This is a genomic window from Burkholderia sp. FL-7-2-10-S1-D7 (assembly GCF_001524185.1).
GTDB lineage: Bacteria > Pseudomonadota > Gammaproteobacteria > Burkholderiales > Burkholderiaceae > Burkholderia > Burkholderia diffusa.
Map to the genome: position 1 here is coordinate 138,710 of NZ_LOWY01000035.1, position 11,993 is coordinate 150,702.

At 66.1% G+C, this 11,993-nt stretch carries 13 protein-coding genes, 1 tRNA gene, 1 pseudogene and 1 riboswitch; of the genes and pseudogenes, 4 read left to right on the forward strand and 11 right to left on the reverse strand.

Annotation, left to right across the window (positions count from 1 at the left end; translation table 11 throughout):
* The first annotated feature begins 25 nt into the window (after nucleotides 1-25).
* Both WS75_RS15665 and WS75_RS15670 read left to right on the forward strand, forming a co-directional pair.
* Nucleotides 26-1,354, forward strand: coding sequence for an aminotransferase class I/II-fold pyridoxal phosphate-dependent enzyme (locus tag WS75_RS15665; protein WP_059681294.1), 1,329 nt, complete (start codon nucleotides 26-28; stop codon nucleotides 1,352-1,354).
* Complete coding sequence (locus WS75_RS15670; protein WP_257129392.1) at nucleotides 1,354-2,031, forward strand: GNAT family N-acetyltransferase; 678 nt, start codon at nucleotides 1,354-1,356, stop codon at nucleotides 2,029-2,031. The genes WS75_RS15665 and WS75_RS15670 overlap by 1 nt, the downstream gene beginning before the upstream one ends.
* Before the next feature lie 21 nt (nucleotides 2,032-2,052).
* Here WS75_RS15670 and WS75_RS15675 read toward each other — a convergent pair whose 3' ends face one another.
* On the reverse strand, nucleotides 2,053-2,886 hold the full coding sequence (locus tag WS75_RS15675; protein WP_059681296.1) for a class II glutamine amidotransferase: 834 nt from the start codon (nucleotides 2,884-2,886) through the stop codon (nucleotides 2,053-2,055).
* 150 nt (nucleotides 2,887-3,036) lie between these two features.
* Nucleotides 3,037-3,366, reverse strand: coding sequence for a carboxymuconolactone decarboxylase family protein (locus tag WS75_RS15680; protein ID WP_006484989.1), 330 nt, complete (start codon nucleotides 3,364-3,366; stop codon nucleotides 3,037-3,039).
* Between the two features lie 129 nt (nucleotides 3,367-3,495).
* On the opposite strand from WS75_RS15680, the gene WS75_RS15685 reads away from it, so the two are divergent.
* Entirely contained in the window at nucleotides 3,496-4,443 is a 948-nt protein-coding gene (locus WS75_RS15685; protein WP_059681297.1) for a cupin domain-containing protein, read from the forward strand.
* 152 nt (nucleotides 4,444-4,595) lie between these two features.
* On the opposite strand, the gene WS75_RS15690 is transcribed toward WS75_RS15685, so the two are convergent.
* The 9 genes from WS75_RS15690 to WS75_RS15730 all read right to left on the reverse strand — a co-directional run bounded on the left by WS75_RS15690 (nucleotide 4,596) and on the right by WS75_RS15730 (nucleotide 11,111).
* Nucleotides 4,596-4,671 (reverse strand) — tRNA-Lys (locus WS75_RS15690).
* A gap of 58 nt (nucleotides 4,672-4,729) precedes the next feature.
* Nucleotides 4,730-5,479, reverse strand: a complete 750-nt coding sequence (ybgF, locus tag WS75_RS15695; protein ID WP_059608330.1) for a tol-pal system protein YbgF — start codon at nucleotides 5,477-5,479, stop codon at nucleotides 4,730-4,732.
* A gap of 19 nt (nucleotides 5,480-5,498) precedes the next feature.
* Nucleotides 5,499-6,008, reverse strand: a complete 510-nt coding sequence (gene pal / locus WS75_RS15700; RefSeq protein ID WP_059465490.1) for a peptidoglycan-associated lipoprotein Pal — start codon at nucleotides 6,006-6,008, stop codon at nucleotides 5,499-5,501.
* A 17-nt stretch (nucleotides 6,009-6,025) separates the two neighbouring features.
* Nucleotides 6,026-7,321 (reverse strand): Tol-Pal system beta propeller repeat protein TolB, encoded by a 1,296-nt coding sequence (gene tolB, locus WS75_RS15705; protein ID WP_059681298.1) that lies wholly within the window; start codon nucleotides 7,319-7,321, stop codon nucleotides 6,026-6,028.
* Nucleotides 7,322-7,430: 109 nt separating this feature from the next.
* Nucleotides 7,431-8,498 (reverse strand): cell envelope integrity protein TolA, encoded by a 1,068-nt coding sequence (gene tolA, locus WS75_RS15710; RefSeq protein WP_059681299.1) that lies wholly within the window; start codon nucleotides 8,496-8,498, stop codon nucleotides 7,431-7,433.
* Nucleotides 8,495-8,944 (reverse strand): protein TolR, encoded by a 450-nt coding sequence (gene tolR / locus WS75_RS15715; RefSeq protein WP_031399575.1) that lies wholly within the window; start codon nucleotides 8,942-8,944, stop codon nucleotides 8,495-8,497. Before tolR ends, tolA begins: the two co-directional genes overlap by 4 nt.
* A 10-nt stretch (nucleotides 8,945-8,954) precedes the next feature.
* Nucleotides 8,955-9,632, reverse strand: coding sequence for a protein TolQ (gene tolQ, locus WS75_RS15720; RefSeq protein ID WP_059608333.1), 678 nt, complete (start codon nucleotides 9,630-9,632; stop codon nucleotides 8,955-8,957).
* Between the two features lie 144 nt (nucleotides 9,633-9,776).
* Nucleotides 9,777-10,262 (reverse strand): tol-pal system-associated acyl-CoA thioesterase, encoded by a 486-nt coding sequence (ybgC, locus tag WS75_RS15725; protein ID WP_059681300.1) that lies wholly within the window; start codon nucleotides 10,260-10,262, stop codon nucleotides 9,777-9,779.
* Between the two features lie 102 nt (nucleotides 10,263-10,364).
* Nucleotides 10,365-11,111 (reverse strand): SDR family NAD(P)-dependent oxidoreductase, encoded by a 747-nt coding sequence (locus WS75_RS15730; protein ID WP_059681301.1) that lies wholly within the window; start codon nucleotides 11,109-11,111, stop codon nucleotides 10,365-10,367.
* 180 nt (nucleotides 11,112-11,291) lie between these two features.
* Nucleotides 11,292-11,392, forward strand: a riboswitch (ZMP/ZTP riboswitch).
* Between the two features lie 137 nt (nucleotides 11,393-11,529).
* On the opposite strand from WS75_RS15730, the pseudogene glyA reads away from it, so the two are divergent.
* A pseudogene (gene glyA / locus WS75_RS15735) lies at nucleotides 11,530-11,993 on the forward strand (serine hydroxymethyltransferase); the annotation flags it as partial.

Genomic DNA, 11,993 nt, shown 5'->3' on the forward strand with positions numbered 1-11,993 from the left:
TTCGCGACATATACCGAACTAACCCATGGCACTCGGAGAACACCTTCGCCAGCAACTGGCGGCGAAAGCCCTGAAACGGCAACTTGAGCGCGCGACGGAAGCTGTCGCGGCGCCCGGCGTGCCTGGTACGCCGGCGGCACAGGCCGCGTCGGCGCGCAGCCGTTTCGAATCGATGCCGCAGTATCAGCAGGTCAGGATCATGCGCGAGATGGGCGAGAAGCTGCGCGTCGACTCGCCGTTCTTCCGCGTGCACGATGGCGTTGCCGGCGCGACCACCCAGATCGGCGGTCGCGAGTACGTGAACTTCGCGAACTACAACTACCTCGGTCTCGCCGGCGATCCGACCGTATCCGAACGTGCGAAGGCTGCGATTGACCGCTACGGCACGTCGGCGTCCGCGAGCCGCATGGTCGCGGGTGAGCGTCCGGTGCAGCGCGACCTCGAGCGGGCGCTGGCCGCGTTCTACGAGACCGATGATTGCGTCGCGTTCGTGAGCGGCCACGCGACCAATGTGACCGTGATCGGCGCACTGTTCGGCCCCGGTGACCTGATCGTCCACGACGCGCTCGCGCACAACAGCATCGTGCAGGGTGCACAGCTGAGCGGCGCGAAACGGCTGAGCTTCGCGCACAACGACTGGCAGGCGCTCGACGAACTGCTGTCGCGCGTGCGTCGCGAATACCGGCACGTGCTGATCGCGATCGAGGGGCTGTACAGCATGGATGGCGATTTTCCGGACCTGCAGCGTTTCGTCGACGTGAAGACGCGCCACGGTGCGTTCCTTCTGGTCGACGAAGCGCATTCGCTTGGCGTGCTCGGCGCGACGGGCAAGGGCATCCGTGAACATTGCGCGGTCGCGCCCGACCAGGTCGACGTGTGGATGGGCACGATGAGCAAGACGCTGGCCGGTTGCGGCGGCTTCATCGCCGGCTGTCAGCCGCTCGTGGACATGCTGCGCCATCTCGCGCCGGGCTTTCTCTATAGCGTCGGACTCGCGCCGACGCTCGCCGAAGCGTCGCTGGCCGCGCTCGAACGCCTGCAGGCCGAACCGGGGCGGGTTGCGCAACTGCAGGCGCGCGGGCGGCAATTCCTGACCGAGGCACGCGCGGCGGGGCTGAACACCGGCACGAGCGCCGGGTATGCGGTCGTGCCGGTGATCACCGGAAGTTCGCTGAAAGCTGCGCAGTGGGCCAACGCGATGTTCGACGAAGGGATCAACGTGCAGCCGATCTTCTATCCGGCCGTCGAGGAGAAGGCCGCGCGCCTGCGGTTCTTCATCTGCTCGACGCACGAGCCCGGGCAGATCAGCCGGACGGTCGATGTGCTGGCCCGCCTGGCAGGGCGAGCGTCATGATGCCCGCCGCGGCGCTCGCGCCGTCGTTCGACGTCCCGCAAGCCGGTGCATCGACGCCGTTTCGCGCCGCATGCGCGGACGATGCGGCGGCATGCGCACCGCTCGTGTTCGCATCCGGCGTCGGCGAATTCGGTTTCTTCCTCGGTGAGAGCGACGCGCGCTGCATCGCGTTCCTGCAACAGGCGTTCCGGTCGCGTCACGGCCGGTTTTCGTGGCGCAGGCATCGGGTCGCGGTCGGCGCAGACGGCACCGTGCATGCCGTGATGGCCATCCATGACGGGCGTCGGACGCTGTTCGACGACGTTCACGTCGTGTGGGCCCTGGCGCGCTTTTTCGGCGTGCGTCGCACGATCGGCCAGCTGCTGCGCGGGCTGGTGCTCGAAACGGAGATTCCGGCGCCCAGGCGTGGGCAGATCCTCATCGCGCATTGCGCGACGGACGAGCGGCGGCGCGGCACGGGCATCTTCACCGCACTGCTGCGCGACGCGCTCGCGACCGGTGCGTTGCCGGACGACGACAGCCGCGACATCGTGCTCGACGTGCTGACCCGCAACGAGCGCGCCCGCGCACTGTACGAGCGGCTCGGCTTTGTCGCGCTGACGCGGTCGCGTCAGCGCTCGCGACAGCTGCCCGCCGAGCTTGATTCGATACGCATGCGGCTCACGCGTCGCGGCTGACGGCGCAAACGCCTTCGCGGCCTACTTGTGCCGCGGATTGAACGGCCGCTGCTGCACATCCGCCCCTTGCGCGACGATCACCGTGCTTTCCGGCACTTCCTCCCATGCGCCGCGCAGGTCGATGAGCGGCTCCGACACGACCATGAACGCGTCGTCGCCCGCTTCGAGGATGCGCGGATTGTGCGGATAAAGTTCGTGCAGATGCTTGAACGACGTGCTGTGGAACAGCGAGCGCGATTGCCGTTCGCTCGAGTAGCGCACCGCGATGATCCGGTCGCCGTCCGTCGCGCAGATCGTCATGTTGAGCGGCTCGGCGACGCGGTATCGCGCGGCGGTGTCCTCGATCACGCCGACCATGCGTTCGAGCGCCGGCAGCGGCATCTGCTCGAGGCCGTAGGTCAACGCGAGACGGAACATCAGCTCGGAGTCGGTCGACCCTTCGAGCGTAGCAAACAGCGCCGGGTCGATCTTCATCGTCAGGTCGCGGCGCAGCTTGTGGAAATCGCGGATCAGCCCGTTGTGCGCGAACAGCCAGCGGCCGTGGCGGAACGGGTGACAGTTGGTTTCCTGCACGGGCGTATCGGTTGCCGCACGGATGTGCGCGATGAACATCCGCGAGCGGATCGCGCGCGCGGCTTCGCGCAGGTTGCGGTCGTTCCACGCGGGATGCACCGAGCGGTAGCGGAACGGCAGTTCGTCGGGGCGGCCGTACCAGCCGATGCCGAACCCGTCGCCGTTGGTGGTCGTGGCGCCCAGTTCCGAATGCAGGCTCTGGTCGATCAGCGAATGCTTCGCGCGAAACAGTACGGTCTCGAGATGGATCGGATTACCCGTATAGGCGAGCCAGCGGCACATGGAGCGCTCCTTCGCGATGAATCCTCTCGCGCATGGTAGCCGACTTCGCGGCGCCGTTATACGCGGCTGCCGCACGCTCGCCGGTTGGCAGACTGCGCCGGTCGATCGTCGACGAAGGATGCGGCGGGTGCCGCATCCTTCGTGCGCGCGTCAGTCGCCGAGCGCGTCCATCACGCGGGCGGAGTAGACGAGCGCCGCGCCCGCGTTCAGCGCGATCGCGACGCCGAGCGCTTCCGCCACTTCCTCCTTGGTCGCGCCATGCTTCGCGGCTTCCGCCGTGTGCACGGCGATACAGCCGTCGCAGCGCGTGGTGACGGCCACCGCGAGCGCGATCAGTTCGCGCGTCTTTGCGTCGAGATGACCCGTCTTGGCGCCGGCGCCGGACAGCGCCTTGTAGCCGGCCAGCGTATCGGGCGACAGCTTGGCGATGTCGCCGATGCGCGTCGAGAGTTCCTTCCGGTATTCGTTCCAGTTCAGCATGATGCGTCCTTTCGAGAAGAGGTGAGGAGGGCGGCGGGCGCCGCGATCTCGGGCGATGCAGACCTATTCTGATCGTTCGCGCTGAGGGTTTCGATACGCTAGAGTGTCAATTTTTAGCGAGATCGTCTCATGGATGCCCTCAGTCAACTACTATCGCTGGGCCGCAGCCATGTCGAACTCGACGTGCGCTGCCTGCTCGATGGCCCGTTCGCGATGCCGCACGATCCGTTGCCGCCCGGCGAGGCCGCGTTTCACCTCGTGCTGGCCGGAACGTGCCGGATGCGTACCGCGGACGGGCGCACGCTGCAGCTCGCCGACGGCGATTTCGTACTGCTGCCCGCGGGTGGCGCGCACGACCTGCTCGACGCAGGGGCCGGCCGGTTGGGGCCGGTTGCAGCGCTGCGCGATCTGGGGACCGGCGGTGGCACGGTGCTGCCGGTCAAGTCGAATCTCGATCCGGCCGAACCGGGCGGCGCGAGCGTGGACCTGCTGTGTGGACGGTTCGTCTATGCGCGCGGGGCGGGCGAACTGCTGATGCGCACGCTGCCGCATGTACTGCATGTCGGGTTGCGCGAGGCGTCGGGATTCGCGCCGCTGCAGCTGCTGACGAGCGTGCTGCGCGCCGAGGCGTCGAATGGGCAGCCGGGCGCCGGCGCGATCGTGAACGCGCTCGGCCAGGCGCTGCTCGCGTATGCGTTGCGCGCATACGGTCGTGGTGCGCGCGTGCCGTCCGGCTGGCTCGCGCTTGCGGCCGACGCGCGGCTCGGCCCGTCGGTTCAGGCCGTGCTGCAGGCGCCGGAGAAGCCGTGGACGGTCGAGTCTCTCGGCGATGCATCGGCGATGTCGCGCGCGACATATGCACGGCATTTCCGCGAGCGGGCCGGGATGAGTGTCGGCGCGTTCATCGCGCAGATCCGGATGATGCATGCGTGCGCGCTGCTGCAGGACACGCAGCGCGGGCAGGCGGAGATCGGGCAGGCAGTCGGCTATCAGTCGGAGGCCGCGTTCGGCAAGGCGTTTCGCGCGGTGCTCGGCACGACGCCGGGGCGCTGGCGGCGCGCGCAGCGCGACACGTGAGGTTGCCGGCGGAGTCGTTGTGCTCGACGGCGAACCGTTGGCGAAAATCGAAGAGGGGAGAAGTGTCTGCCTGCCGCGGCGCACACCTGCGCGCGAGGCAACAACAATGAAGAAGGGGCTTCCGGTTTCCCGGAAGCCCCTTCTTGACATCTTGGTAGGCCGTGCGTGACTCGAACACGCGACCAACGGATTAAAAGTCCGCTGCTCTACCAACTGAGCTAACGACCCAAAGAGCAAAAGATTGTAGCGGCGGATCGAGGGTCTGTCAACAACCCGTCACCATAATTTATTTGATGCTTTCGATCTTGCCCTGTGCCGTCTGCGCAGCGTTCGATCCAGCGTATTGCGACACGACCTGCTCGAACGTCTTCTTCGCGGCCGCCTTCTGGCCCTGCTCGAGTTGGTTCGTACCGATTGCCACGAGTGCGTCGGCCGCGCGCGGGTGCTGCGGGAACTTGCTGACAATCCCTTGCCACGTTGCAGTCGAACCGCGGTAGTCGCGCAGCGCGTATTGCGCATTGCCGTACCAGTACTGCGCGGTCGGCTGGTACGGGCTCTGCGGATACTTCGCGATGAACGCGCGGAACGAAGCCGCCGCCGCCTTGAAGTTGCCGTTGCGGAACTGCTGTTGCGCCGCGTTGAGCGCATCCGTTTCACCCGGCTGCACGGTGCCTTCCACGCCGTCGATCGTCGCCTGCTGCGGCTCGAACTTCTTGAGCCGCGTGTCGAGATCCTGGTAGTACTCCTTCTGCTGCCGCTCGAGCGTCGTCAGCCGGTTCGTCAGATCTTCGTTCTCGCCGCGCAGCGTCGCGACCTGCTGGTTCAGCTGGTCGATACGGCCGGATTGATCGAGGATCGTACGCTGGGCGGCCGACAACTGGCTGGACAGGTTGTCGCTCTTGCTGCGCAGATCAAGCACGGCGCGGCGCGCCTCGTTGTCGTCGAACATGCCGGCGTGCGCCGGCGCGGCCGACCACGCCGCGCCGACGACGCAGAATGCTGCGGCCATCCGCAGCCAGGATACACGGTGCGTCATACGGCAATTCTTCCGTTACTTACTGTTGGTAGACGAGGTCGGCGCGGCGGTTCTGCGCCCACGATGCTTCGTCGTGACCCGATGCTTGCGGCTTTTCCTTGCCGAGGCTCACGGCTTCCATTTGCGAGTCGTTCACGCCGAGCAGTGCCATCGCGCGGCGGACAGCCTCCGCACGCTTCTGGCCCAGCGCAAGGTTGTACTCGCTCGTGCCGCGTTCGTCGGTGTTGCCCTGGATCAGCACGTGGCGCTGCGGGTGGCTCTTCAGGTACTGAGCGTGCTGCTGCAGCAGCGGCTGGTATTCGTCCTTCACCGAATAGCTGTCGAAGTCGAAGTAGATGCTGCGCTTCGCAAGCGGGCTGTTCGGGTCGTTCAGCGGATCGACGTTCACCTGTGCGACGTTGTCGGCGCTCGGCTGCGTGCTCATCGCGCCCGCGTTAGCCTTGTCGTCGAGCTTGACGCCCGACTTACACGCTGCGAGCGCGCTGATCATCATCACGGCCAGGGCCAGACGAGCTTTGTTCGACATCATGGTTACTCTCCTTGTGGTCATTGCATGAAGGGCCCCCACGACGGCTCACGAACGGAGCCGCCCTGGACGGACAGGATCTGCGGCGGCGCGCTGCCGTCGGAGGGCACTGCTGCCAGCACGTTGCGACCACCCGACTGGGTAGCGTAAAGAAGGTACTGGCCGTTTGCCGCGAAGCTCGGCGATTCGTCGCGATTGGTATTCGTGATGGCGTTCGCCGCGCCGGTTTGCAGATCCTGAACGTACAGCTTGAACCCCCCACCCGTGCGGGAAATGTAGGCGAGCAGCTTGCCGTCCGGGCTGATGCGCGGGCTGGTGTTGTAGCTGCCGGTGAAGGTCACGCGTTGCGCGGCGCCGGCGCTTTCGCCTTGCGCGGGCATCCGGTAGATCTGCGGCGCGCCGCCGCGATCGCTCGTGAAATAGATCCAGCGGCCGTCCGGTGAGTAGAACGGTTCGGTGTCGATCGAGCTGCTCTGCGTGAGCCGGCGCAGACCGCCGCCGTTCGCATTGACCGTATAGATTTGCGTATTGCCCGTCAGCGACAGCGCAACGGCCAGCGTGTTGCTGTCCGGCGACCACGCCGGTGCGCTGTTGTTGCCCTTCTGGTCGGAGACGATGTAGCGGCGGCCCGTCGGCAGGTCATGGATGTAGACGATCGGCTTCTTGCGCTCGAACGACACGTACGCGACCTTCGTGCCGCTCGGCGACCAGGCCGGCGAGATGATCGGCTCGGTGCTCGAGAGCGCGATGCGTGCGTTCTGGCCGTCGGAGTCCGAGATCTGCAACTGGTACCGGTTGCCCGTCTTGATCACGTACGACAGACGCGTGGCGAACACGCCGCGCACGCCGAGCAACTTCTGGTAGATGTAGTCGGCGATCTTGTGGCCAGCCGTGCGCAGCGTGTTGTCGTTCGCCGTCAGCGACAGGCCGCCGAGGCTTTGCTGCTTCACGGTGTCGTACAGGATGAAGTTCACCTTGTACTGGCCGTTGGCTTCACGGTTCACGCTGCCGGCGACGAACGCGTTCGCGCCCTTGGCCTTCCATGCGCCGAGATCGACCGATGCGGTCTCGGGCACGGGCGTGCTGCCCGCGTCGATATTGGTGAATTTGCCGCTGCGCGCGAGGTCGGCGCGGACGATCGACGTGACCTGCTGCGGCAGGTTCGCCTCGTTCACGAAATTCGCGGTGGCGATGGGGAACTGGGTCGACCCGACGCCGGTGATCAGCACGTTCACCTGCGCGTTAGCGGCGCCGCCGGCCGCAATCAGACACGAGGCCACGAGTGCCCTGAAACCTAGTTTCGTCATCAAACTCATGCTTCTTGCTTCCCATGTGACTTGGATCGCTGCGCAACCGCAGAGACAGTAAAAATACCCGATTCGTTCCCGTCCGGCAGCGACGCACGGAGTGTAAGCGCATTTGCGATCACTCCGCCGCCTTGAAGGTAATCGTAATGTCGGACGGGGTACGACCGTTAGAATCGGGCGGCAATGGGACCGACGCCTGAATCGCATTGACCACGGCTTGATCCCACCCCGAATTTCCGCTCGAACGGCGGATCGAAACGCTCAGCACGTCGCCCGACGGCGTGCAGCGGATCGCGACGACCGTCGTCAGGCCCGCGCGCTCGCCGCCCCAGACGATGTTCGGCTTCACACGGCGACGCACCTTGTCGGGATAGCCGGGCGACGCGGCATTGCCGCCGGAGCCCGTCCCGGTACCGCTTTTCGCGAGGCCTTCACCGCCGCCTTCGCCGGCACCGGACATACCTTGCATCTGCGCGAGACGCGCGTTGCGCTCACGGTCGAGCTTCGCCTTCGCCGCCGCATCGGCCTTCGCGCGCGCCGTCGCTTCGGCCTTCGCCTTTGCCTGGGCTTCCGCCTTCGCCTTCGCGGCCGCTTCGGCCTTGGCCTTCGCTGCCTGCTGCGCTTCCAGCTGCGCCTCCTTCTGTTGCTGCAGTTTCTGCTGCTGGAGTTTTTGCTGTTCGAGCTTCTGCTGCTCCACGAGCTGTTGTTGCTTGAGCTTGTCCGCCTGCTTCTGCTTTTCGCGCTCGGCGGCCTTCTGCGCGGCGAAGGCAGCAGCCTGCTGGGCCGCAAGCTGCTCGCGCCGGGCTTCTTCTTGCTGGGTCTTCAGTTGCTGCGCGCGGCGCTGCTGCTCGAGCAGCGCTTCGCGCGCGGCCGCTTCCTGTTGCCGTTTCTTCTGCTGCAGCGCGATGTCCGCCTGCTCGTCCCGGACCGGGGGAGGGGGCGGTGCGAGCTTCGCGGGCGGCGTGGGTGCGACGACGGGCCGCGGCGCGGGCACGTCGGGCACCTCGGTCCACAGTTCGGCTTCGGCGCCTGCCGGCGTGCTGTTCTGCCACTGCACGCCGTGATAGAGGAACAACGCCAGCAGCACGTGCATCAGCGCGGCGAGCGCGAACGCGCGCCAGGTGCCGCGCTCGCGAGGGGGCTGAGACGGATAGGCGTTGCCGCGCGTGGATTGCTGCCGGTTCATTGCGATTTGACGAGGAGGCCGACGCGCTTGACGCCGCGCGCCTTCAGGTCCGACATCACGGTCATGACGGCATCGTACTGCACGGTCTTGTCGGCCGCGATCACGACGGGCTGGTCGGGATGGTCGGCCTGCCGGGCCGCGATGAAGCTGTCGAGCTCGGCCTTCGTCATCGTGTCTTCCTGGGTCGCGCCCGAGTCGCCCTTGTACTTGACGCTCATCGTGCGGTCGGCCTTGATGTTGACGACGACGGGTGGCGTCTGTTCCTGGGGCGCGGCATTGCCGACGGTCGGCAGATTGATGATCGACGGGGCGACGAGCGGTGCCGTGACCATGAAGATCACGAGCAGCACCAGCATCACGTCGATGTACGGCACGACGTTGATGTCGGCCATCGCGCGGCGCGAGCGGCCGCCGCGCATGCTGGATCGAATGGGACTTCCTGCCATGGCGCGCTCCTTACTGGGCCTGACGCTGCAGGATGTTCGAGAACTCTTCGATGAAGGTCTCGAAACGGATCGCGAGGCGGTCGATGTCGTGCGCGTAGCGGTTGTACGCGACAACCGCCGGAATCGCGGCGAACAGGCCGATCGCGGTGGCGACGAGCGCCTCGGCGATGCCCGGTGCGACGTTCGCGAGCGTCGCCTGCTGCACGTTCGCCAGGCCGCGGAACGAGTTCATGATCCCCCAGACGGTGCCGAACAGACCGATGTACGGACTGACCGAGCCGACCGACGCGAGGAACGCGAGGTTTGCTTCGAGCACGTCCATTTCGCGCTGGAACGACGCGCGCATCGCACGGCGCGCGCCGTCGAGCACCAGGCCCGGGTCGCTGATGCGCTTTTCCTTCCCCTTCAGGAACTCACGCATCCCCGATTCGAAAATCCGCTCCAGCGCGCCGATCGTGTGACGGTTGTTGGCCGCGCTTTGATACAGCGCCTGCAGGTCGCCGCCCGACCAGAAATCCCTTTCGAAGCGTTCGGTCTGCGCGCGTGCGCGGCGGATCGCGAACCACTTGCGGAAGATGAAGGTCCACGACATCAGCGACAGCAGCAGCAGCAGCCCCATCACGGCCTGGGCCAGCACGCTCGCGTTGAGGACGAGGGAAATGATCGACAGGTCTTGAGAAGTGTTCATAGAGGTTTGAGTAACGTCCCTTCGGGGGTGTCCGGCGAGGGCGCACGGTATGCGTGTGGCGCGGCGCGCCGGCTTGGCCTGGCGCCGAACCTTGCTTAGTATCGATTCAGGAGGGCAAGTTCATAGGCTTTGTCTAAACGGTGCTCATCCGAGCTTCGTTGACAATACAGTGTGCCCGACGTCGATGACGGGCCCGCGTTGCAGCGCGTCGAGCACGGCCGGCGGGATGGCCGCAGGCCGGATGCCGGTTCGGTCGACGCAGCCGAGGCGGATGTGCCCGGCCACGAGCAGCGTGTCTCCGCACCAGGCTTCCTGCGTGAATTCCACCGATGCGCGGCCGATGCGCCCGGGCCGGCTCGTGATCGTCAGCGCGTCGTCGAGTCGCGCCGGCGCCCGGTAGTCGAGCGATGTGCTGCGAACGATGAAGATCGCGCCGGTATCGTCGGCGAGCTGACGCTGGTCGATGCCGCATGCGCGCAGCCACTCGGTGCGAGCACGTTCGAAGAACTTCAGGTAGTTGGCATAGAAGACGATGCCGCCTGCGTCGGTGTCCTCGTAGTACACGCGTACCGGCCAAGTGAAGCCGGAGTGCGCGTCCGGGGAGCGGGTAGGCTGAGTCATGGCGCGCATTTTACCGGAAGGCCGAGGCCGGATTCGTAACCGATTCGTAACGGAATGTAGTATGCCGTAGCACACTGCGGGCCCTCCCCGAGAGGGCGGGCCCGCGCGACTTCAGCCGCGGTGGACGGTCGGGCCGCCGGGCGCTTGCGCGACCGGCATCAGCTCGATCGTGTTGACGTTGACGTGCGCCGGGCGCGTCGCGATCCAGTAGATCGTGTCGGCGATGTCCTCGGGCATGAGCGGCTGGACATTGTTGTAGACGCTCGCCGCTTTTGCGTCGTCGCCGCGATAGCGGATGTTCGAGAACTCGGTGCCGCCGCACAGGCCCGGCTCGATGTCGGTGACGCGCAGCGGCGTGCCGAGCAGGTCGGCGCGCAGGTTCAGGCTGAATTGTCTGACGAAAGCCTTGGTCGCGCCGTAGACGTTGCCGCCCGCATAAGGGTACGAACCCGCGACCGAGCCGATATTGAAGATGTGACCGCGGCCGCGCTCGATCATGCCGGGCAGCAGCGTGTGCGTAACGGTGACGAGGCCCGTGCAGTTCGTGTCGATCATCGTGTGCCATTCGTCGAGGCTGGCCTTTTGGGCCGGCTCGACGCCGAGCGCGAGGCCGGCGTTGTTGACGAGGACGTCGAGTGCCGCGAATTCGGCGGGAAGGGCGGCCGGCACGGCCTCGACGGCCGCGCGATCGCGTACGTCGAGCTCGAGCGGCAGCAGGGAATCGCCGAGTTCGGCGGCGAGCGCATCGAGACGATCCTTGCGGCGCGCGGTCGCGACGACGCGGTGGCCTCCCTTGACGAAGGCACGGGCGATGGCGGCGCCGAAGCCGGCGGACGCGCCTGTGACGAACACGATCATTGCTGCTCCTGGTCGATGACAAAATAGCGGGTGGTATCCCGCAAGCCTACTGAGATTGCCGCACCGCGGCAAGGCGGCAAAGCGTTCCGGCACGGGCGCGTAGAGTCTGGCCCCAATTGCTTCGGGCGTACCGCCGTGCGGTTGCCTATTCATGACGCATCCAATACACTAACGCGCTCATCACCCCTGCGTGACTGGCGATAGAACCCTTCGGGTTCAAGGTGGAGCATCCCACCGTGAAGCGCGGGGCGCCGTTTTTGCCGTTCGCCTGGGCAGCCGTTGTGCGCCGTCGCGTGCATCGCCGGTGGCTGTCCTGCCTCGCGTCATACGGATTCTTCCGCCACGTCGAGCTGGTTCCGCCAGCAGCGCAATGTACTCGGCCACTCCGGTCAACCTGTACACACTTAACGGAAACCGTATGTTTGACAGAGCCCAAAGCACCATCGCGAACGTCGATCCCGAAATCTTTGCAGCGATCGAGCAGGAAAACCGCCGCCAGGAAGAGCACATCGAGCTGATCGCGTCGGAAAACTACACGAGCCCGGCCGTGATGGCCGCACAGGGCTCGCAGCTCACGAACAAGTACGCGGAAGGGTATCCGGGCAAGCGCTACTACGGCGGCTGTGAATACGTCGACGTGGTCGAGCAGCTGGCGATCGACCGTGTGAAGCAGCTGTTCGGCGCGGAAGCCGCGAACGTGCAGCCGAACTCGGGTTCGCAGGCGAACCAGGGCGTGTTCTTCGCGATGCTTAAGCCGGGCGACACGATCATGGGTATGAGCCTCGCGCACGGCGGCCACCTGACGCACGGCTCGCCGGTGAACATGTCGGGCAAGTGGTTCAACGTCGTGAGCTACGGCCTGAACGAAAACGAAGACATCGA

Excerpts from the sequence above, each read along its gene's own strand:
- WS75_RS15730 (WP_059681301.1), bottom strand. The coding sequence starts at position 11,111 with ATGATCGTGTTCGTCACAGGCGCGTCCGCCGGCTTCGGCGCCGCCATC.
- ybgF (WP_059608330.1), bottom strand. The coding sequence starts at position 5,479 with ATGACGCACCGTGTATCCTGGCTGCGGATGGCCGCAGCATTCTGCGTC.
- tolR (WP_031399575.1), bottom strand. The coding sequence starts at position 8,944 with ATGGCAGGAAGTCCCATTCGATCCAGCATGCGCGGCGGCCGCTCGCGC.
- WS75_RS15665 (WP_059681294.1), top strand. The coding sequence starts at position 26 with ATGGCACTCGGAGAACACCTTCGCCAGCAACTGGCGGCGAAAGCCCTG.
- tolA (WP_059681299.1), bottom strand. The coding sequence starts at position 8,498 with ATGAACCGGCAGCAATCCACGCGCGGCAACGCCTATCCGTCTCAGCCC.
- tolQ (WP_059608333.1), bottom strand. The coding sequence starts at position 9,632 with ATGAACACTTCTCAAGACCTGTCGATCATTTCCCTCGTCCTCAACGCG.
- WS75_RS15680 (WP_006484989.1), bottom strand. The coding sequence starts at position 3,366 with ATGCTGAACTGGAACGAATACCGGAAGGAACTCTCGACGCGCATCGGC.
- tolB (WP_059681298.1), bottom strand. The coding sequence starts at position 7,321 with ATGAGTTTGATGACGAAACTAGGTTTCAGGGCACTCGTGGCCTCGTGT.
- WS75_RS15685 (WP_059681297.1), top strand. The coding sequence starts at position 3,496 with ATGGATGCCCTCAGTCAACTACTATCGCTGGGCCGCAGCCATGTCGAA.
- pal (WP_059465490.1), bottom strand. The coding sequence starts at position 6,008 with ATGATGTCGAACAAAGCTCGTCTGGCCCTGGCCGTGATGATGATCAGC.
- ybgC (WP_059681300.1), bottom strand. The coding sequence starts at position 10,262 with ATGCGCGCCATGACTCAGCCTACCCGCTCCCCGGACGCGCACTCCGGC.
- WS75_RS15675 (WP_059681296.1), bottom strand. The coding sequence starts at position 2,886 with ATGTGCCGCTGGCTCGCCTATACGGGTAATCCGATCCATCTCGAGACC.
- WS75_RS15670 (WP_257129392.1), top strand. The coding sequence starts at position 1,354 with ATGCCCGCCGCGGCGCTCGCGCCGTCGTTCGACGTCCCGCAAGCCGGT.